Source organism: Actinomadura roseirufa (assembly GCF_900659635.1).
In the GTDB taxonomy this organism is placed as follows: domain Bacteria; phylum Actinomycetota; class Actinomycetes; order Streptosporangiales; family Streptosporangiaceae; genus Spirillospora; species Spirillospora roseirufa.
In genome coordinates this window covers 61,604-81,409 of sequence record NZ_CAACVB010000009.1, presented here as the reverse complement: position 1 = coordinate 81,409, position 19,806 = coordinate 61,604, and the positions used below count along the sequence as shown (strand labels likewise).

The 19,806-nt window shown below is 71.2% G+C and carries 22 protein-coding genes; 18 read left to right on the top strand and 4 right to left on the bottom strand.

The window, feature by feature from the left end:
- On the top strand, positions 1-925 hold a 925-nt coding region (locus tag E1291_RS03905), incomplete at its 5' end, for a DNA-directed RNA polymerase subunit beta (RefSeq protein ID WP_503108235.1).
- 191 nt (positions 926-1,116) lie between these two features.
- On the opposite strand, the gene E1291_RS03900 is transcribed toward E1291_RS03905, so the two are convergent.
- Positions 1,117-2,301, bottom strand: a complete 1,185-nt coding sequence (locus tag E1291_RS03900; RefSeq protein ID WP_131736139.1) for a citrate synthase/methylcitrate synthase — start codon at positions 2,299-2,301, stop codon at positions 1,117-1,119.
- Positions 2,302-2,423: 122 nt separating this feature from the next.
- Here E1291_RS03900 and E1291_RS03895 point away from each other — a divergent pair, with 122 nt between their 5' ends.
- Positions 2,424-3,683 (top strand): citrate synthase, encoded by a 1,260-nt coding sequence (locus E1291_RS03895; protein ID WP_131736138.1) that lies wholly within the window; start codon positions 2,424-2,426, stop codon positions 3,681-3,683.
- Here E1291_RS03895 and E1291_RS03890 read toward each other — a convergent pair.
- Positions 3,680-4,534 (bottom strand): helix-turn-helix transcriptional regulator, encoded by an 855-nt coding sequence (locus tag E1291_RS03890; protein WP_131736137.1) that lies wholly within the window; start codon positions 4,532-4,534, stop codon positions 3,680-3,682. The two genes, E1291_RS03895 and E1291_RS03890, sit on opposite strands and share 4 nt — an antisense overlap.
- A gap of 196 nt (positions 4,535-4,730) precedes the next feature.
- Here E1291_RS03890 and E1291_RS03885 point away from each other — a divergent pair, with 196 nt between their 5' ends.
- The gene (locus E1291_RS03885; protein ID WP_131736136.1) at positions 4,731-5,513 is read left to right on the top strand and encodes an SDR family oxidoreductase; all 783 of its coding nucleotides are present in this window, start codon (positions 4,731-4,733) and stop codon (positions 5,511-5,513) included.
- Positions 5,514-5,570: 57 nt separating this feature from the next.
- On the opposite strand, the gene E1291_RS03880 is transcribed toward E1291_RS03885, so the two are convergent.
- Positions 5,571-6,590: a glycoside hydrolase family 113 protein gene (locus E1291_RS03880; RefSeq protein ID WP_131736135.1), complete on the bottom strand. Its 1,020-nt coding sequence runs from the start codon at positions 6,588-6,590 to the stop codon at positions 5,571-5,573.
- Between the two features lie 118 nt (positions 6,591-6,708).
- On the opposite strand from E1291_RS03880, the gene E1291_RS03875 reads away from it, so the two are divergent.
- The gene (locus E1291_RS03875) at positions 6,709-7,329 is read left to right on the top strand and encodes a TetR/AcrR family transcriptional regulator (protein ID WP_131736134.1); all 621 of its coding nucleotides are present in this window, start codon (positions 6,709-6,711) and stop codon (positions 7,327-7,329) included.
- Between the two features lie 21 nt (positions 7,330-7,350).
- On the opposite strand, the gene E1291_RS03870 is transcribed toward E1291_RS03875, so the two are convergent.
- Positions 7,351-8,223 (bottom strand): sigma-70 family RNA polymerase sigma factor, encoded by an 873-nt coding sequence (locus E1291_RS03870; protein WP_131736133.1) that lies wholly within the window; start codon positions 8,221-8,223, stop codon positions 7,351-7,353.
- 141 nt (positions 8,224-8,364) lie between these two features.
- Between E1291_RS03870 and E1291_RS03865 the strand changes: the two genes are divergently transcribed.
- From E1291_RS03865 to E1291_RS03805, 14 genes are all read left to right on the top strand, one after another.
- Positions 8,365-8,820 carry a carboxymuconolactone decarboxylase family protein gene (locus E1291_RS03865; RefSeq protein ID WP_131736132.1) on the top strand — a complete coding sequence of 152 codons (456 nt, stop codon included), beginning with the start codon at positions 8,365-8,367 and terminating at the stop codon, positions 8,818-8,820.
- A 163-nt stretch (positions 8,821-8,983) separates the two neighbouring features.
- Positions 8,984-9,217: a hypothetical protein gene (locus E1291_RS03860; RefSeq protein WP_131736131.1), complete on the top strand. Its 234-nt coding sequence runs from the start codon at positions 8,984-8,986 to the stop codon at positions 9,215-9,217.
- A gap of 76 nt (positions 9,218-9,293) precedes the next feature.
- Entirely contained in the window at positions 9,294-10,619 is a 1,326-nt protein-coding gene (locus E1291_RS03855; RefSeq protein ID WP_131736130.1) for a sensor histidine kinase, read from the top strand.
- On the top strand, positions 10,604-11,266 hold the full coding sequence (locus E1291_RS03850) for a response regulator transcription factor (RefSeq protein ID WP_131736129.1): 663 nt from the start codon (positions 10,604-10,606) through the stop codon (positions 11,264-11,266). The genes E1291_RS03855 and E1291_RS03850 overlap by 16 nt, the downstream gene beginning before the upstream one ends.
- A gap of 182 nt (positions 11,267-11,448) precedes the next feature.
- Positions 11,449-12,051 (top strand): helix-turn-helix domain-containing protein, encoded by a 603-nt coding sequence (locus tag E1291_RS03845; protein WP_131736128.1) that lies wholly within the window; start codon positions 11,449-11,451, stop codon positions 12,049-12,051.
- Positions 12,052-12,136: 85 nt separating this feature from the next.
- Positions 12,137-12,511 (top strand): VOC family protein, encoded by a 375-nt coding sequence (locus tag E1291_RS03840; RefSeq protein WP_131736146.1) that lies wholly within the window; start codon positions 12,137-12,139, stop codon positions 12,509-12,511.
- A gap of 269 nt (positions 12,512-12,780) precedes the next feature.
- On the top strand, positions 12,781-13,683 hold the full coding sequence (locus E1291_RS03835) for an NADP-dependent oxidoreductase (protein ID WP_131736127.1): 903 nt from the start codon (positions 12,781-12,783) through the stop codon (positions 13,681-13,683).
- Positions 13,684-13,745: 62 nt separating this feature from the next.
- A complete protein-coding gene (locus tag E1291_RS43085; protein WP_207400533.1) occupies positions 13,746-13,922 on the top strand; it encodes a hypothetical protein in 177 nt (58 codons plus the stop codon).
- A gap of 157 nt (positions 13,923-14,079) precedes the next feature.
- Positions 14,080-14,247 (top strand): SGNH/GDSL hydrolase family protein, encoded by a 168-nt coding sequence (locus tag E1291_RS43080; RefSeq protein ID WP_207400532.1) that lies wholly within the window; start codon positions 14,080-14,082, stop codon positions 14,245-14,247.
- A 790-nt stretch (positions 14,248-15,037) separates the two neighbouring features.
- Positions 15,038-16,249: an ABC transporter substrate-binding protein gene (locus E1291_RS03825; protein ID WP_131736126.1), complete on the top strand. Its 1,212-nt coding sequence runs from the start codon at positions 15,038-15,040 to the stop codon at positions 16,247-16,249.
- A gap of 5 nt (positions 16,250-16,254) precedes the next feature.
- A complete protein-coding gene (locus tag E1291_RS03820) occupies positions 16,255-16,983 on the top strand; it encodes an ABC transporter ATP-binding protein (protein ID WP_131736125.1) in 729 nt (242 codons plus the stop codon).
- Positions 16,980-17,693: an ABC transporter ATP-binding protein gene (locus tag E1291_RS03815; protein ID WP_131736124.1), complete on the top strand. Its 714-nt coding sequence runs from the start codon at positions 16,980-16,982 to the stop codon at positions 17,691-17,693. The genes E1291_RS03820 and E1291_RS03815 overlap by 4 nt, the downstream gene beginning before the upstream one ends.
- A 5-nt stretch (positions 17,694-17,698) precedes the next feature.
- Positions 17,699-18,571, top strand: coding sequence for a branched-chain amino acid ABC transporter permease (locus tag E1291_RS03810; RefSeq protein ID WP_207400531.1), 873 nt, complete (start codon positions 17,699-17,701; stop codon positions 18,569-18,571).
- Positions 18,568-19,668, top strand: coding sequence for a branched-chain amino acid ABC transporter permease (locus E1291_RS03805; RefSeq protein ID WP_131736122.1), 1,101 nt, complete (start codon positions 18,568-18,570; stop codon positions 19,666-19,668). Before E1291_RS03810 ends, E1291_RS03805 begins: the two co-directional genes overlap by 4 nt.
- Positions 19,669-19,806 lie beyond the last annotated feature (138 nt).

Below are 19,806 nucleotides of genomic sequence, written 5' to 3'. Positions count from 1 at the left end.
GGTCCGGGTGTACGTGGCGCAGAAGCGCAAGATCACCGATGGGGACAAGCTCGCGGGCCGGCACGGCAACAAGGGCGTCATCTCCAAGGTGCTGCCGGTGGAGGACATGCCGTTCCTGGAGGACGGCACGCCGGTCGACATCGTGCTGAACCCGCTGGGCGTTCCGGGCCGCATGAACGTCGGCCAGGTCCTGGAAACCCACCTCGGATGGATCGCGGCCCAGGGCTGGGACATCACCGGTGTGCAGGAGGAATGGGCCGAGCGGCTGCGCCAGAAGGGCCTCGACCGCGTCGAGCCGCGTACCAACGTCGCCACGCCGGTCTTCGACGGCGCCGGCGAACAGGAGATCATCGGCCTTCTGGGCAGCACGCTCGTCAACCGTGACGGCGACCGGATGGTGAAGCGGGGCGGCAAGGCCCGGATGTTCGACGGCCGGTCCGGGGAGCCCTTCCCCTATCCGATCTCGGTCGGCTACATCTACATCCTCAAGCTGCTCCACCTGGTCGACGACAAGATCCACGCCCGCTCGACCGGCCCCTACTCCATGATCACCCAGCAGCCGCTCGGCGGAAAGGCCCAGTTCGGCGGCCAGCGCTTCGGTGAGATGGAGGTCTGGGCCCTGGAGGCGTACGGCGCCGCCTACGCCCTGCAGGAACTGCTGACCATCAAGTCCGACGACGTCCTCGGCCGCGTCAAGGTCTACGAGGCCATCGTCAAGGGCGAGAACATCCCCGAGCCCGGCATTCCCGAGTCCTTCAAGGTGCTCATCAAGGAAATGCAGTCGCTGTGCCTCAACGTCGAGGTCCTGTCCAGCGACGGCATGTCCATCGAGATGCGCGACACCGACGAGGACGTCTTCCGCGCCGCGGAGGAGCTCGGCATCGACCTGTCCCGGCGTGAGCCGAGCAGTGTCGAAGAGATCTGAGGGGACGCGGCCGGCCCGGGTGGTCCGCACGGCGGGCGCTCGGACCGGCCGCCGTCTCGGGGGCCTGGGGAGCCCGCTCCCCCGGCCCGGCCGTGGCCGGGTTGCGCGGGCGGGCCGTCAGGCGGCGTGCGGGAGACCTTCCCGGCGGCCGAAGGTGCCGGGTCCCGTGTGGAAGAGGCCGATGAGCACGGTCAGATCTCCGGGACCGGCTGGGGCGGCGGCGCGCCCACATAACGGGCGGACGGACGGATGATCTTGCTGTCGGCGGCCTGCTCGAGGATGTTGGCCGACCAGCCGACGACCCGCGCCGCGGCGAACGTGGGCGTGAACATGTCCCTGGGCAGCCCGGCCAGCTCCATCACCACGCCCGCGTAGTACTCCACGTTCGTGTGCAGCTGCCGTCCCGGCTTCAGCTCCTCCAGGATGTCGATGATCCGCCGCTCGACCACGACGGCGAGCTCGACGAGGGGGCCGCCGAAGCCCTCCGCGATCGTGCGGAGCATGCGGGACCGCGGGTCCTCGGTCCGGTAGACGGGGTGACCGAAGCCCATGATCCGCTCGCCGGCGAGCACGCGCTCGCGGATCCACGGGTCGGCCCTGTCCGGCGAGCCGATCGCGTCGAGCGTGTCGAGGGCCCGGCTGGGCGCGCCGCCGTGCAGGGGACCGGACAGGGCGCCGAGCGCGCCGACGACCGCCGACGCGAGGTCCGCACCGGTCGAGGCGATCACCCGGGCGGTGAAGGTGGAGGCGTTGAACCCGTGGTCGACGGTCGAGATGAGGTACTGCTCGACGGCCCTCGCGCGGGCCGGGTCGGGCTCGGCGCCGTTCAGCATGTAGAGGTAGTTCGCCGCGTAGGGCAGGTCGTCCCGCGGCTCGACGGGGGTGAGCCCCCTCCGGAGCCGGTGGAGGGCGGCCAGCACGGTGGGGACGGCGGCACTGACCGTGATCGCGTCCTCGATCCGCCGGTCCGGCGCGGTGTCGTAGAGGGGCCGGAAGCCGCCGGACGCGCCGATCAGCGGCAGCACGACGCGCAGCCCGTCGAACACGCTCCCCTCCGCGGTCGCCTTGGCGATGGCGGGTAGCAGGGCCGCCACCTCCGCCGGGAGACGGCGCCGCGGTGCCGTCCTCGCGGCGAAGGCGGCGCGCTGGGCCGCGTCGGGCAGCGCGCCTTCGAGCATCAGGTGCCAGACGTCCTCGAACGTGCGCTTCTCGGCGAGCTCGACCGCCGAGTACTGGCGGTAGTGGTAGAAGCCCTCCCGTCCCCGGACGTCCCCGAGCCGGGTGTCCGTGACGACGACCCCGGCGAGCCCCCGGGGCACCTCGATCGTCCTGAGCTCCCGGGTGGCCTTGCCGGCTGTCCGCCCCGCGGTGTCCATGTGTTCCCTCCTCGTCGTCACTACGACTCTGTGTTGACTGAATCAATGTTGTCAACGTTGATCGTAACGATGTGAGACAATCCATAGAGCATCCGGGTACGAGAGGTGGGGGTGAGTCACGGGTGGACGGCGAGGCGGAGAGCGACGCCGAGCGGCTGACCACGCAGGAGGTCGCGGACCGCCTGGGCGTGAAGGTCGAGACGGTGTACGCCTACGCCAGCCGGGGCCTGCTGCGCAGCATGCGCACGCCGGGGTCGCGGCACAGCACCTTCGACGCCGGGGAGGTGGAGCGCCTGGCCGAGCGGGGCCAGCGCTCACGGCCGGCGCACGCCGGGTTCGCCGAGGCGTTCCCCGAGATCCTCACCTCGATCACCCGGATCCGCGGCGGCCGCCTGTACTTCCGGGGGCACGACGCCGTCGACCTCGCGGCCCGCGAGGGGTTCGAGACCGCGGCGGAGTGGGTGTGGACGGGACGCGCGGGGTCACCCGAGAAGTTCGAGGCGCTGCCCGGCCAGCTCGCTGCGGTGAGCGCGCTCGTCGCCGCCCTCCCGGAGGGGACGGCGTCGGCCGACCGGTTGCGGCTCGCGGTCGCCGGCGCGGGCGCGGCGGATCCGCTGCGCTTCGACCTCCGCCCGGAGATCGTCCTGGCCGCCGGGCGCGCCATCGTCTCCGTGCTCGTCCACGCCCTCGGCGACGCGGGCCGGCGCGCGGGCGACGAGCAGGACGGCGGCGTCGCGATGCGCCTGTGGAACGCCCTGGCGAGCCCGGACGCGGACCTGGCGCTGGTACGCGCGCTGGAGACGGCGCTCGTCCTGCTCCTCGATCACGACCTGGCGGTGTCCACGCTGGCCGCGCGCGTGACGGCGTCCGCGAGGGCCAACCCGTACGCGGTGGTCTCGGCGGGTTTGGGCGCCCTGGACGGCCCGCTGCACGGCGCCGCGGGCGGCAACGCCCACCAGATGCTCGCCACGGCGCTCGACCAGGGGAACGCCGTCGCGGTCATCTCCGACCACCTGCGGACGGGACGGCCCGTGCCCGGGCTGGGGCATCCGCTCTACCCGCAGGGCGACCCACGGGCGCGCGCCCTGTTCGACGTCCTCGGCACCGTTCCGTCCGCCGCGCCCTACCTAGAGGTGGTGGAGCAGATCAGTGACGCCGTGGCGCACCACGCGCACCGCCGTCCCAATGTCGACCTCGCCTTGGCCGCCCTCTGCTTGGCGGCGGGCATGCGAAGGGACGCCCCCGAGGCCATCTTCGGTGTGGCACGGGCGGTGGGCTGGGTCGCCCACGCGCAGGAGGAGTACCAAGAGTCCGCGCTGCGGTTCCGCGTCCGCAGCCAGTACTCCGAGCACCGGCCAGGGGACGGTGAACAGCTCGGCTAACCCTGTGGCCGAGAGTCCGGCACGGGCTTTGCGCTGAGCTGCTTCAGGGCCTCGGCGGTGGCGGATCCGGGTTCGGGGTTGTAGACGCACAACGTCTGGTCGGGATCCCCGGAAGGCTTGAAGGACTCGTAGGCGAAGCGGAGATCCCCGACCACGGGATGGCGGTAGTGCTTGGTGCCGTAGGTCCGGCGCATGACACGGTGGTCGTTCCACCAGGTGGTGAACTCGGGTGACCGTAAGGTGAGCTCACCCACGAGATCCCCGAGGCGGCGGTCGTGCGGGTGACGGCCTGCCTCCAGGCGGAGCATGGCGACGGTCTCGGCGGCGATCTGCGCCCAGTTCCCGACGCGCTCACGGGCGTCCGGGTTCAGGAGGTAGTACCGGGCGAGGTTGCGCTGCGGGACGGGGAGGGCGTCGAAATCGGTCACGACCGCGCGCGCCAGGCGGTTGGCGGCCAGCACGTCGGTGCGCCGGCCGATGATGAACGCGGGCACGTGGTCCAGGGTCTGGAGCATGAGGTGCAGCCCGGCGCGGACGCGCTGCGGGCCGGCGGCGGCGCGGGGCGCGGACGCCGGGCGTGACAGCAGGTCGGCGAGGTGCTCGTGCTCCGCGGGGTCGAGCCGCAGCGCACGCGCGAGGGCGGCGACGACCTCCGGGGAGGGGTTCCCGGCGCGGCCCTGTTCGAGCCGGGTGTAGTACTCGGTGCTCACCCCGGCGAGCCGGGCGACCTCCTCGCGGCGCAGCCCGGGAACCCGCCGGGCACGCCCGTCCTGCCCCAGCCCTGCCCGCTCGGGGGTGATCCGGGCACGGCGGGAGCGCAGGAAGCCGGCGATCTCGCTACTGCGGTCCATGTACCCAGTGTGAGCCAGCCGGGAGGGCCGGGCGAATCGGTGGGTGGCCCTGGCGGTACCTGCCTTCCCGGTACCGGTTCGCGAAGGGCCTGCTCGGGCCCGTCGGCGGCGGCTCCCGGGTGGTGTGCTGAATGTACGGCCGATGGCCACCCGCCCCGGTCTCCCTCATCCCTTTCCCCGGAAGGCGTTCACGTCCATGAACACCCTTGCCAACACTCTTGCCAAGCCCCTGACCGGCCGCGTGGCGGTCGTGACCGGCGCTTCCAGCGGCATCGGCGAGTCCTCGGCCGAGCACCTGGCCGAGCTCGGCGCCCGTGTCGCCGTCCTGGCCCGGCGGGGCGACCGGCTCGACGCGCTGGTCTCCCGGATTGAGAAGAACGGCGGCACCGCCCTGGCGGTCGCCGTCGACGTCACCGACGCCGCGGCCGTGCGGTCGGCCGCCGACCGGGTGGCGGAGCGCCTGGGCACGACCGGCCTGCTGCTCAACAACGCGGGCGTCATGTTCCCCGCCCCCATTGAGGAACTGGCCGTCGACCAGTGGCAGCGGCAGATCGACATCAATGTCAGCGGGCTGATGAACGTCATCGGCGCCTTCGTCCCGCAACTGATCGCGGCCGCCGCCGAGCAGGGCGTGGCGGACCTGGTCAACACGTCCTCGATCGGCGCGCAGAACATCTACCCGACCTTCGCCGTCTACACCGCCACCAAGGCGTACGTCACCCACCTCTCGCGCCACCTGCGCGTCGAACTCGGCGCCAAGAACGTGCGGGTGTCGGCCCTGGAGCCGGGCATCGTCGAGACCGAGCTGGCCGGTCATGTGACCGACCAGGACGCGCTTCAATGGCTGGAGGACTCCAGGGAGACGGTGGAGTTCCTCACCGCGCGGGACGTCGCGGAGACCGTCGGCTTCCTCGCCGCGCTGCCGCCGCGCGCGAACCTCCAGCAGGTCACGATCATGCCCACCCGCCAGCCCCACTGACCGTCCCGCGACGAGACCGGGCCCGCCCCCCGCACGGGCGGGCCCGGCTCCGCGGGCTCAGTGCTCCCGGTAGTACTCGGCGAGAACGCCGAAGGCGGCCTTGGGCTCCCACGGCATGCCGGGATAGGCGGAGCCCTCCCGATCCTCGTAGACCTTGACGATGCCGTAGCTGGCCAGGTCCAGGTCGTCACGGGGATCGCCGTCGGGCCGGTGCACGTGGTCGTAGAGCGCGAAGGTGAACACGAACGCGCCGTCGACCCCGGCGGCCTCGAACGTCTCCAGCAGCTCGCGCACGTACGCGGCCTGCCCGTGCTCGTCGCGGGCGTACTCCCCCGTCAGCCGGACGGGACCGTCGTCGTCGTACTCGACGATCTCCAGGCCGAGGGCGCCCCGCTCCCCCGCGCCCTGGTAGCCGGCCGCCCCGAACTCGGTGATCACGACCGGCCTGCCCTGGGCGACCAGGCCGCGGACGCCGTCGTCGAACCGGTCGGCGATCTCGGCCGAGCGGTAGAGGTCCACGGACATGATGTCGAACGGCTCCCAGTCGACGCGCTCGAGCGGCACGGAGGCGTAGGTCAGCCTGCCGCCGAAGTGCTCGCGGACGCGGGCCACGGCCTTGCCGAGGAAGTCGTTCACCCGCGCGCCCACCTCGCCGATCCGCTCCCGCACCAGATCCGGCCGGCTCAGCAGCGCGACCCGCTCGTCGATGTCGCCGCCGGGCAGGAACCCGGGGTTCATCAGGCTCAGCTCGGCCCCGGTGACGAACACCACCTCGGCTCCCCGCCGCCGCAGCCTCTCCGCGCGCTCCGCGCAGTCGGCGAACAGCGACAGCATCTCCTCGGTCCCCAGCTCCAGCGGGTAGGGCGAGAACCAGACCTCCAGCCCGAGGTCGGCGGCGTACCCCGCGGCCAGCTCGATCCGTTCCGGGTCACCGCCCATGACGCGGACGGCGGTGCAGTGCAGGTCGTCGCGGATGATCTCCAGCTCGCGCCGTACCGACTCCGGGTCGAAGTGCTTGCGGGAGTTCGTCCCCTTCTTGATGAAGCCGGTGTCGTAGCTGATGCCCTTGGCACGCACGTGCTCTGCCTTCCCCTAGCCGAAACTTACGGTACGCAACGTACCTTAGAGACCTTCCAGTCATGATGACAACTGCGTCGGGGAGAGTACGGCTGGTACCGGTGATAGAAAGGTGCCCATGACAGCGGATCCGACGGAGCGGCCTCGGGCCGGGCATACTCGGCGGCGCGGAGCCGCGCTGGAAGAGGCGATCCTGCAAGCCGCGGCGGACGAGCTCACCGAGTCCGGATACGCCGGACTGACCATGGACAAGGTCGCCGCCCGCGCGGGCACCAACAAGAACGCCCTCTACCGGCGCTGGCCGAACCGCCTCGCGCTCGGAATCGCCGCGTACCGGCGGCTCACGACGACGGCCCCGCTGCCCGACACCGGCGACCTGCGCGGTGACGTCCTGGAACAGCTGCGCCGGGCGAACCGGTACTGGAGCTCCCCCCTCGGCGCCGTCCTGCGCGACCTGCTGGCAGCCGCCGGTGGCGCGGCGGAGCTTCTGGCGCAGCTCCAGGACCAGTCCGGCGACGCCGCCGCCGCGCCCTGGCTGACCCTCCTGGGACGGGCGGTCGCGCGGGGCGAGGCGGCGCCCGAGGCGCTCCACCCGCGGGTCGCCACCGTGGCCATCGTCCTGCTGCGCAACGAGTTCGTCGTCCGCGGCGTCCCGACCGCGCCCGACGACGTCCTCATCGAGATCGTCGACGAGGTGTACCTGCCCCTGGTGCGCCGGCGCGCCCCGGCACCGGGCTGACGCTTCGGCCGCCGGGACCGGTCACCCGACCCAGGAGGGGACGATCTGGTCCAACCGCGCAGGGGAGGTCAGCCCGCGGATCGCGGTGACGGCACCGTCCTCGACCGTGAAGGCCAGGACCGTGACCGGCCGTCCGCCGACGGTGACGAGAACACCGGGGACACCGTTCACGAGCGCCGGATGCGCGAGGGCGTCCGGGCGCGCGAACGTCGTCGCCTGTGCCGCGACCTCGCTCGCGCCGCGAACGACGACGGTCCCGCCGGGGCCCTGGGCGCGCAGCTCGACGCCGGGGGCCAGCAGGGTCAGCAGACCAGTGACGTCGCCCCGCCCGGCCGCGGCCAGGAACGCGTCGACGACGGCGCGGTCCGCGGCGCCGGTCTCGGCGGCGGGCGCTCCCAGGCGCAGGCGCCCCCGGGCCCGGCTGGCGAGCATCTTCGCCGCCGCGGTGCTCCGGCCGAGGACGGCCGCGATCGCCTCGAACGGGACCTCGAAGACGTCGTGGAGCACGAACGACACCCGTTCCGCCGGCGTGAGGGCGTCCATCACGACGTAGAGCGCGAGCCCGATGGACTCGGCGAGCAGGGCCTCCTCCTCGGGATCGGCCGGGGCACCCCCGGCGGCCTCCGGCCGGAGCGGACCGAGGTCGAGTTCGAGCGGCCGCTCGCCCCGCACTCCGCGCCTGCGAAGCGCGTCCAGGCAGATCCGGCCGGTCACCGTGGTCAGCCAGCCGCGCAGATCCTCGATGCCGTCGCCGCCCGTCCGCGCGAGCCGCAGCCATGCCTCCTGGACGGCGTCGTCCGCGTCGGCGTGAGAGCCCAGCACGCGGAAGGCGATCGCGTGGAGGTACGGGCGCTGGGTCTCGAAGTCAACGGCGAGTTCGTCCAGTTCGGTCATGGTTCTCCCCGGCATACGGCGGCGTCACCATCAGGACGCATCGCGCGCGGATTAGGTAACGCCCGGCGTGGCCGTTACTTCTCGTCCGAGCCGTACGTCGTAGTGCCGTCGACCGAACCGACGACAAGGCATGGAGGAACGATGACAGCACGTATCCACGACACGGCGGTCCAACCCGACATCACGGCGGGCGTCCAGCACATCTTCAAGGAGGTATACGCCGGGGGCGTACCGCGTCGCACACTTGAGCTGATGCATCTGCGCGCGAGCCAGATCAACGGCTGCAGCGCGTGCGTCGACGCCGGCACCACGAGCGCGACCAAGGCGGGCGTCGGCGCCGAGAAGCTCCTCGCCCTCGCCGCCTGGTACGAGAACCCGCTCTTCGACGACGCGGAACGGGCCGCGCTCGCGCTCACCGAGGCCGCGACCCGCCTCTCCGACCGGCCCGGCGCTGTCACCGACGAGATCTGGGCCGAGGCGTCGAAGCACTATGACGAGCGGCAACTCGGGGCCCTGGTGCTGATGGTGGCCATCACCAACTTCTTCAACCGCATCAACACCACTCTCCGGGTGCCCGCCGGGACGAAGTGGGACTGACCGGCCGACCCAGGCGGAAGCACGTGTTCGTCGGCGATTCAGGGTGTGGGGCTAGCCCCACCCTGGACGGGGTCTAGCGGGATATCTGGCGGCGGCCGGTCATCCGTACCTTCTCCATGTCGGCCGGGCGGTACGGACATCGCCCGGGGATCGGAGAGAACAGATGTTGATTCTCGTGGTGCTTCGCCGCCTCGGCCTCCGCACGCGGATGATCGTCGGGGTCGTCTCGGTGGCGGCCGGGCTGGGGCTGGTCGCCGTGCCGGGGATGCTCGTCCACGGACTGGCTCTGCTGGCGACCGGAGTGATCTTCTGTGCCAGTGCCGCCTCCGGAGGCCGCCGGGCCCGTTCGCGGGCGGACGGCGAGCGGGTCCCGGCGGGCGTCCACCATGACCACTGAGTCACTGATGGACGCCCAGGCAGGAGGGGGACGACCCGGCTGGCACACTGGCCGTCGTGGAGAAAGGAGCGCGCGGATGAGACGGCCTGCGGGGCGCGGCCCCCTACGCTGGTGCGGGGAGATCGTGCGGGGAATGTACCGGTCGGCGCTGCTGGCCGGGCTCACCGCCGTGATCCCGGCCGTCGCCGTGGCCACTGGCATCGGCGGCTCGAAGCTGGCGTTCTCCTGGTCGGCGGGCCGGCACGCGCCCTGGATCGCCCGAGCGCTGGCGGCCTCCGGTGACACCCTCGTGGTGGTGTTGTGGATCGCCGTGGCCGTCTACGTGGTGTTCATGCTGGCGGGACGGCCCCTCACCCAGGCCGCGCGGGCCCTGGCCCGCCGCTGGCTGGCACTGCCTCTCCGGGTGTCCTACCGGCCGGTTCCGCCGGTCACCCAGATGGCCACCGGCTTCTGGTGGAACGGCTCGGAATACCACGAGTCCGAGCGGGAGGCGCGCCGTCGGGCCACGATGATCGCCCGTTTCCATGATCCGCAGTTGCTGCGGGACGCGCTGTGGATCGTGGTGAGCGCGGTGACCGTCCTGCCGGTCACCGCCCTGCCGGTGCTCGTGTCGGCCGGAGGCGCGTACCTGATCACGAGGCCGGGATCGACGGCGGAGGGCATCGCGATGATCGCCGGGGCGCTGCTCACGGCCCCGTTCGCCTGGCGGATCGTCGAGCCGCTGGCCCCCCGGCTGCTCGGGTCGGCCCCGCGCTCCCGGCTCGGCCGCCGGCTCGACGAGGTGGAGACCAGCCGGGCCAACCTGACCCAGGCGCAGGCCGCCGAACTGGAGCGGATCGAGCGGGGACTGCACGACGGGCCGCAGGCCCGGCTGGTCGCCCTGGGAATGTCGATGATCGCCGCTGAACGGTTCGTCGACACCGACCCCGCCGCCGCCAAGACGCTCCTGGCCGAGGCCCGCGTCGCGTCGGCCGCCGCGCTGGCGGAACTGCGATCGCTCGTCCGCGGCATCAACCCGCCGGTGCTCACCGAGCGCGGCCTGGTCGACGCCGTGCGGCTGCTGGCGCTGGACGCCCCGGTGGAGGTCACCGTCGTCAGCGCCGTCCCCGCCCGGCCCGAACGACCCGTCGAGGCGGCGGTCTACTTCGCCGTCGCGGAACTGCTGGCGAACGTGGCCAAGCATGCTCAGGCGAATCATGTAAAGGTCGAACTTTCGTACGCGTCCGAAACGCTCACCGCGAGTGTGACCGATGACGGGGTCGGCGGGGCGGTGAAGTCATCCGGCTCGGGGCTGAGCGGCATCGAGCGCCGGATGGCCGCCTTCAGCGGCCGCGTCGAGATCGACAGTCCGGCCGGCGGCCCCACCCGCGTCACCGTGGCGGTACCGTGCGCGTTGTCGTAGCCGAGGACCTCTTCCTGCTGCGCGACGGCCTCGTCCGCCTCCTTCAGGCTTATGGGCACGAGGTCGTCGCGGCGGTCGACACCGGCCCGGCCGCCTTGGAGGCGCTGCTCACCCTGCGTCCGGACGTGGCGATCGTGGACGTGCGCCTGCCGCCGACCCTCTCCGACGAGGGGTTGCAGGCCGCCCTCACCGCCCGCCGGAAGGTACCAGGGCTGCCCGTGCTCATCCTTTCCCAGCACGTGCAACAGCTCTACGCGCGCGAACTGCTCGCCGACGGACGGGGCGGCATCGGTTACCAGCTCAAAGACCGCGTCCTGGACGCCGACCAGTTCATCGACGCACTCGACCGCGTCGCCGGAGGCGGCACGGCACTCGACCCCGCGGTCGTGGCGAAGCTCCTGGGCAGGCCCACGCGGGCCGACCCGCTCGGTGTGCTCACCGAACGCGAGAGGTCGGTGCTCACGCTGATGGCCGAGGGCCTGTCCAATGCCGCCATCGCCGCCCGGCTGTTCCTGAGCGAGGGCGCCATCAGCAAGTACACCACCACGATCTTCGCCAAGCTCGGCCTCGCCCACGACGACAACACCAACCGCCGGGTCCGCGCCGTGCTGACCTACCTCGGCGCCGATTCCCAGGAAGACCAGTGACAGGACCGGCGGCGACGCACCGGAACAGGCCACAGCGACATTCGCCTGGCTGCTCGTTGTCTCCGGGTGAGTGACGAGGCCAGCCTGACCCGTGGCCGGTCTCCTATGCCATCACCAAAGGCGGCCTCGGAGAACAAACGTCGGTTGGCATGCGAAGGTGCCGGCCTGGCAGGCTGGGCACCGTGGACCGTAAAACCGACGACGTGCTCGACGCGGTGGGACCGCGGCTTCGCGCGCTGCGCCGCGACCGCGGCATCACCCTCGCCGACCTCGCGGCGACGACCGGAGTGTCGGAGAGCACGCTGTCCCGGCTGGAGAGCGGACAGCGCCGCGCGACCCTGGAGCTGCTGCTGCCCCTGGCCCGCACGTACGACGTCCCGTTGGACGACCTCGTCGGCGCCCCGCGCACCGGCGACCCGCGGATCCACTTGAAGCCCGTCCAGCGGTTCGGGATGACCTTCGTGCCCCTGTCCCGGCGGCCAGGCGGCGTCCACGCCTTCAAGATGATCATCCCGGCCGCCCCCGAACCCCTCCAGCCCGCGCCGCAGGCTCACGAGGGCTTCGAATGGCTGTACGTCCTCAGCGGCCGGCTGCGGCTCGTCCTCGGCGACCACGACCTGACGCTGCCGCCCGGCGAGGCCGCCGAGTTCGACACGTCCCTGCCCCACTGGCTCGGCAGCGCCGACGGCGGGCCGGTCGAACTCCTCATCCTGTTCAGCCGGCAGGGGGTGCACATGCACGTCCGCGCCCGCCCACGTCGATCGTCCGGCGAGAGCCGGCAGTGAGGATGGCGTCACCGGTCGAGGGGGTCGCGATCCCGGGCCGGATAAGGATTGGCTCGTGCGGGCGCCGCCCCGTATGGTGCCGATCATGGCGTGCCGCATTTCCGAGCTGGTGATCGACTGCCGGGATCCGCAACGGCTGGCGGAGTTCTGGTGCGAGGTTCTGGGCTTCACAGTGCTCGACACCGAGGACGACGGCTCGGTGGAGATCGGCCCACGGGAAGGGTTCGGCGGATTGCAGCCGACTCTGATCTTCAGTCCCACCGCCGAGCCCAAGGCGGGCAAGCTGCGGTTGCACATCGACGTCAATGCCACCGACCGTGATCAGGACGCAGAACTCGAACGCCTCCTGAATCTCGGGGCGCGCCCGGCCAACGTCGGCCAGACCGGCGAAGAACCCTGGCATTGCCTAGCAGATCCTGAAGGCAACGAATTCTGCCTCTTGCAAACCCGCCTGAGCTGAGCGGCGGCAAACGCCGTCCCCCCAGAGGAACGGTGGCCGCCAAGACGGCCATGCTCCTCACACGGCTCGGCCAGCCGCCACCGCGATGGCCCGAGTATCAGGTCTGCGTCAGCGTGATGTGAGCTCCCTATCAGGGACCTGCGTCAGGCTCTGCGTGTGTCAGCGAGCGCTCGGACGAGCAGACCATATGCCGGAATGTCCCCCGGCCGGAGGGAACCTGTCCAGCCGGCCTCCACCCCGATCGTCCCAGGGCGAGAATGGAGCCATAGATGAAGGCGGCTGAGTTCAGCCGGTTCGGGGGCCCGGAGGTCCTTGAGATCGTGGACCTGCCGGATCCGCACCCCGGTGCCGGTGAGGTCCGGATCGCTGTGCGGGCCGCGGGGGTCAACGCGAGCGACTGGAAGAAGCGCCAAGGGCAGCTCGACCAAGAGCTTCCGCAGACCCTTGGGTACGAAGCGGCGGGCATCGTCGACGAGCTCGGTGAGGGTGTCACGGGTGTCGCCGTCGGCGACCGGGTGTTCGGATTCTCCGCCGTCAGCGGCGTTCAGGCGGAGCTGGCGGTGCTGTCCTGCTACGCGCCCATCCCGCCGTCTCTCGGTTTCGCCGAGGCCGCCGCGCTGCCGGCCGCGATCGAGACCGCGGCGCGTGCGCTCGACCAGCTGGGTGTCATGAGCGGTCGCACGCTGCTCATCAACGGCGCCTCCGGAAGCGTCGGCGGTGCCGCCGTCCAGCTCGCCGTGGCCCGGGGCGCGCGCGTGATCGGTACCGGCAGCCCGGCCGCCCACGACCTCCTGCGCTCGCTCGGCGCCGAACCCGTCGCCTATGGCCTCGGCATGGCCGAGCGGATCCGTGCGCTCGCACCCGAGGGGGCCGACCTCGCGCTGGACGTGGCCGGGAGCGGTGTCCTGCCGGAGCTCATCTCGCTCGTCGGTGGTCCTGAGCATGTGATCACCATCGCGGACTTCGCCGGTGCCCAACGGCACGGTGTGCGCTTCAGCAGGGGTGACGCGGGCCGTGCGCTGTACGTGATCGCCCAGATCGGCGAGTTGATCGAGTCGGGCCGGTTCTCGCTCCCCGTCGGCCGGACGCTCCCCCTGGCCGACGTGGCGGAGGCGCATCGCCTCGGCGAGGCCGGTAGCGTGCGCGGAAAGCTCGTCCTCTTGGTCGACTGACCCACACCACAGTCAGCGAGGGGCACCACGCCATAGAATTCAGAAATGCCAGGGGAACAAGCATGACGATTACCCTCCGCCCGGGAAGCACGGTGATGTTCACCGGCGATTCGATCACCGAACTCCGGCGACCGGCCGACGAGGATCCCTTCGGATGCGGCTACCCGCTGCGAGTCGCGGGCGAGTGGTGCTTCCGGCACCCTGACCGTCCCATGACCTGGCTGAACAGCGGGCTATGACCGTCTGCTGGCAGCACTCGCCGAGTCGGGCACGCAACTGATTCTGATCGAGCCGTTCCTCCTGCCGATTCATAGCGTCATCGAAGCCGGTGCCGCACTCATCGGCGAAGAAGAACGAAAGAACTGGCGCGCCGACCTGAACCCGAAAATTCAGGCCGTGCGGGAACTCACCGCCAAATACGGCGCCCAACTGCTTGCCGCCGACGGCATGTTCACCGAACTCGCCGAGACGACCGGGCCGGAGTACCGCTCCGAGGACGGCGTGCACCCGACATCGGCCGGCCACGACGCACTCGCGGAAGCCAGGCTGCGCCTGGTCGCGTGATCACAGATCCTGCGGCGTAACCGCCGGACAACGCGGAGCCGGCCGGCTCCAGACCGGCTTCCAGCCGGCCCGCGCCCCGCAGTATCACCCCGTACAGCAGATGCGCTTCCGTCCCCGGCCGGCCCCGACGCCCACGCCTCGCGATGACCGGCCGGCCCGCGACACGCCTTCATCAGCCGAAGACAACGTACGATCCATCCCTGATGACCCGCCTCCGTCACAGAGCGCCGCCTTCACCGAACCCGACGTAACTGGTCGGCGCCGCAGATCAGCGGACCGTCGGCGATGCCGTCACCGCCCCGTGCTCCCCCGCGTGCGGCGTGTGGTGCTCTGACGCCGGGCTGCCCGGCGGACTGGTCGTCCTGGCATGACCCACGGCGAGTGCTCCCCGACGTGAGATGTGCTCCCCTACGCCAGTGGGCCCGTGTCGTCGAGGCGAGCCGTCGATCACCGCCTGCCCTTGCTCGCGACCCCCCGCCCGGGCAGGCCGAGGTGGAACGTGGGGACGAGGCGACGCCCCCGGATCGGTGGACCCCGGCCGCTCGGCGGGATTCGCGATGACGGTGTGCCCTCGGCCCGGCAGGGACGGCGGTACGGCCCTGGATCGCGCCGCCGTGGGGGCGAGCAGAGGCCCGAGGGCGCAGGCGTTGGCGGAGGCGCCCCAGGTCAGGGGCCCCTGGCGGGCGATCTTTCACGTTGCAGAGTTGAGATATCTGAGCCTAGACATTGAGATTTCAGTGCTTTAAATTTGCGATGACAAGCTGGCCATCGAGATCAAGGGATTAGCGAGATGCGCCGAACTGTCCTTCACCTGACCGCAGGGATCCTCGGGCTGAGCGTGGCCGCCGCCGGCTGCGGCGGCGGCGCCGATGACTCGGGTACGTCGTCCGCGAAGGCGAAGCTGCCGGACGGGGCGATCGTCATCGGGATGGCGGTCGCGCGCTCCGGGTTCGCCGCGGCCTACGACCTCGGACCGGCCCGCGGCGCCGAGCTCGCCGTGGCGGACATCAACGCCCGCGGCGGCGTCAAGGGTCATCGCCTCGAACTCAAGTACGGCGACACGAAGTCCGACCGGGCGCTCGGCACCACCGTGGGCCTCGACCTGCTCTCGCAGGGGGCGAAGGTCATGTTCGTGACCTGCGACTTCGACCTCGGAAGCCCCGCGACCATCGCGGCGACCAGCAAGAAGGTCGTGGCGGTGTCCCCCTGTGCGGGCTCCTCGCAGTTCGACGTCCCCACGCTCGGACCGCTCGCCTACTCCATGGGCACCAAGAGCGCGGCCGGGGCGACGAACATGGCCCAGTTCGCCTACGACAAGGGCTACAAGAAGGCGTATCTCTGGCGCGATCCGAGCATCACGCACACGAAGGAGACCTGCGCCGCGTTCGAGTCGACGTTCGGCGCCCAGCCGCAGGCCAAGGTGGTCGGGAGCGACACGATCCAGCAGAAGGACACCTCGTTCGCCGGTCAGATCGCGCGGCTGCGCGCGTCCGGCGCCGACGTGCTCGAACTGTGCAGCTACAACCCGGGAGCGGGCACGGCCCTGCGTCAGCTCCGGGCGGCGGGCGTCGACATCCCGGTCATGTCGAACATCGCCATGGACGGCAACTACTGGCTGAAGGGCGTCCCGAACCTGAAGAACTTCTACTACGACGCCTTCGGGTCGCTGTACGGCGATGACCCGCGCAAGGACGTGAACGACTTCTTCGCTCGCTACAAGGCGAAGTTCGGCGAGCCCTCCGTCACGTCCTACTCGCTCACCGGCTACGCGACGATCCAGATGCTCGCCAAGGCGATCGAGACGGCGGACACCACCAGCGGCCCCGCGCTGGCGAAGGCGATCGACACCCTGGGGACGTACGAGACGATCGCCGGCCCCACGGGGTACAAGACGATGCAGCACATCGTGACCGAGCGCCCCTCGGTGATCATGAGCGTCGAGGGAGGCCGGATCAGCCCGGCCGCCACGTACGCCGGCGGACGCAAGACCAAGGAAGGCTGAGCCGGATGCGTCAGCTGCTCCGCACGAGCCACGTCACGGTGCGCTTCGCGGGACTGTGCGCACTGGACGACGTCGAGCTCGAGCTGGACGAGGGTGAGATCCTCGGGCTGATCGGGCCGAACGGGGCCGGGAAGACGACGCTGCTCAACGTGCTGTCGGGCTTCCAGCGTCCCACGACGGGCGAGGTCGAGTTCGACGGCCGCCGGATCACCGGCTGGGATGCTCCCCGCCGGGCGAGGGCGGGGATCAGTCGAACCTTCCAGGACGTCCGGCTGTTCCCGCACATGACCGTGCTCGAGAACTGCGAGGCGGCGGTGGTCGGCGGCGGCGGAAAGTGGGAGACCGCGCGGGCTCGCGCGAGTCAGGCACTGGACTGGTTCGACCTGAACCAGAGCGCCGACGTCCTCGCCCGCGACCTGCCGTACGGAGTGGAGAGGCGGGTCGGCATGGCCCGGGCCCTCTGCGCGCGGCCGCGCGTGCTCCTGCTCGACGAGCCGGCGGCGGGCCTCAACGACGACGAGAGCGCCGCGATGGCGCGGACCGTGCGGCAGATTCATGAGGAGATCGGCTGCGCGATCATCGTGATCGAGCACGATCTGCGCGTGATCCTCAGCCTGTGCGACCGCGTGCACGTCCTCGACCATGGCGTCACGCTCCGGGTCGGTAGTCCGGACGAGATCCGGACCGATCCCGAGGTCGTGTCCGCGTATCTGGGGGCGGAGGCGATGGAATGACGTTGCTCGAGGTCTCCGACCTGCACGTCTCGTACGGGCCGATCGACGCCGTGAAGGGCGTTTCGCTCAGCGTCGAGCGAGGCGACGTGGTGGCGATCGTCGGTCCGAACGGAGCCGGCAAGTCCAGCACCATGCAGGCGATCCAAGGTCTGGTGCGAACGCGGAGCGGATCGGTCCGCTGGCGCGGCACGGACATCACGGGCTGGACGCCCGAGCGCAGGGCGCGGGCGGGCATCTCGTTCGTCCCGGAGTCGCGCGGCGTGTTCCGCACGCTGTCGATCGGCGAGAACCTGCGTCTCGCCGGCTGCGCGCTGGCCAAGGACGCCGACGTCTCCGAACGGGTGGGACTGGCGCTGCGGCACTTTCCCGTACTGGCGGATCGCCTCTCCGAGCGGGCCGCGGTGCTGTCGGGCGGCGAGTGCCAGCAGCTCGCGATCGGCCGGGCGCTGGTGGCCGCGCCGGAGTTGCTGGTCCTGGACGAGCCCTCGCTCGGGCTCGCCCCGGTGGTGCTCGACGAGCTGTTCGCCGCCCTCGCCGCGCTCCGCGACGAGGGGCTGACGATCCTGCTCGTCGAGCAGAACGTCGCGCGCGCGGTGAAGCTCGCCGACCATCTGTTCTCGTTGCGAGGAGGCGTGATCGAGCGCGTGGACGAGCCGGACGAGCTGCTGCGGAACCCTTCGTTCCGCGCCAAGCACCTGGGAATGGGGTGAGCGCGATGGCTCAGAACCTCGTCAACGCGCTCAGCCTGGGCAGCCTCTACGCCTTGATCGCCCTCGGCGTCGCCCTGCTGTTCAGCATCATGGGGCTGATCAACTTCGCGCACGGCGAACTGATCATGATCGGCGGGTACGCGCTGCTGTGGTTCTCCTCGCTGCCGTTCGCCGTGACGGCGGTGCTCGTGGTGGCCGTCGTCATCGGGTTCGGGCTGGCGATGGAACGGCTCGCCTTCCGCTCCGTGCGGGGGGCGAGCGGGGAGACGCTGCTGATGACCTCCTTCGCCCTCAGCCTGTTCATCCAGGGCGGCGTGCTGCTGTTCGAAGGCGCCGACCCGAAGAGCACCGACGTGCTCGGGAACCTCGGCGCGAGCGTGAAGGTGGCCGGATTGTCGGTCGGCAAGCTCGACTTCGCGATCATCGGTGTCACCGCGGTGCTGCTGGCGGGGCTCGCGTGGTTCCTGCGCGCGACGTCGCTCGGCGTCCAGATGCGCGCCGCCGCCGAGGACTTCACGATGGCCCGCGCCCTCGGGGTGCGCGCCAACCTCGTCGTCGCCAGCGCGTTCGGGGTGAGCGGCGCGTTCGCCGGGATCGCCGCGATCTTCCTGGTGGCGAGCACGGGCTCGCTGACGCCGAGCATGGGCCTGCGACCGGTGCTCGTCGGCTTCGTCGCGATCGTGCTCGGCGGGCTCGGCCGGCTGTGGGCGGCGGCGCTCGGCGCGTACGTCCTCGCCCTGCTCACCGTCATGCTTCAGGCGTATCTGCCCGGTGGGGTGGCCCCCTACCAGGACGCTCTGGTCTACCTCGGAATCGTCGTGATCCTCATGTTCCGTCCGCACGGCATCGCGGGCCGCCCCGGGGCGGTGCGCGTATGACGAACACGCGTTTTCCCCTGCTTTCGCGCGGCGCACCCGCCGTCACGTGCACGCTGCTGGTGCTCGTCGTCAGCGGCCTGGCCCTCCTCGGTTCGGAGACGACCCAGCGGACGGCCACGCAGATGCTCGTCATGGGCGTCATCACCGTCGGGACGTACATCTTCGTCGGCAACTCGGGCGTTCTGTCCTTCGGTCACGTCGTGTTCGTCGCCGTGGGGGCGTATGCCACGGCGCTGACGACCATGCCCCACGCCCTGAAGCAGGCGCTGCTGCCCGCGCTTCCGGGTTGGCTCGCGGACCTGGAGCTGGCCCTACCCGTGGCGCTGCTCTTCTCCGGCCTGCTCTCCGTCCTGGTCGCGGCCGTCTTCGCGCTGTTGACCCTGCGCCTGGACGGGATGGCGGCCGGCATCGCGAGCCTGGCGCTGCTCATCAGCGTCAACGTCGTGATCAGCAACTGGGACGCGGTCACGCGCGGCTCGCAGGGGATCGTGGGGATCCCGGCCGACCTCACCATAGGCGCCACGGTCCCCTGGCTCATCGGCGCGATCGCCATCGCCATGGCCTACCAGCTGAGCCGGCCCGGCTTCCGGCTGCGCGCCTCCCGCGAGGATCCCGTCGCCGCCGCAGCGCTGGGCGTCCGCATCCGCCGCGACCGCTCGATCGCGCTCGTCATCAGCGCGTTCGTGTGCGGCGTCGGCGGTGGGCTGTACGTCCGCTTCCTCGGGGCGCTGACCCCGGGCGACGTCTATCTTCAGCTCACGCTGCTCACGCTGCTGATGCTGATCGTCGGCGGAATACGAAGCCTGAGCGGGGCCGTCATCGGGACCGTCTTCATCTCCGTGCTGGCCGAACTGCTGCGCAGGATCGAGGCGGGAGGCGGGGTGGGCCCGATCGAGCTCCACCCGCACCCTGGCATCCAGCAGCTGATCCTCGCCCTGACGCTGCTGCTGACCTTGCTCCTGCGTCCCGGCGGGATCACCTCCGGTCGCGAGCTCGGCTTCTCGCTGCCCGCCCGGATCGGCGCCCGCCGAAAGGGGCCGCCGCCTGCACCGGCGGCGGACGAACCGGCGGAGTCCCCCTCGGGTGTGCGCTCGTAGTTTCGTGGCGGTATCCGCCCGAGAAAACCTCCAGCAGTCGCGTTGGCCGGCTGCTGGAGGTTTCCTTTTCCCTTGGAACTGCCCGACGAGGGGCCGGCTCGGGTCCGAACCGCGCCACCCCTGCGTCAATGGGGAGCG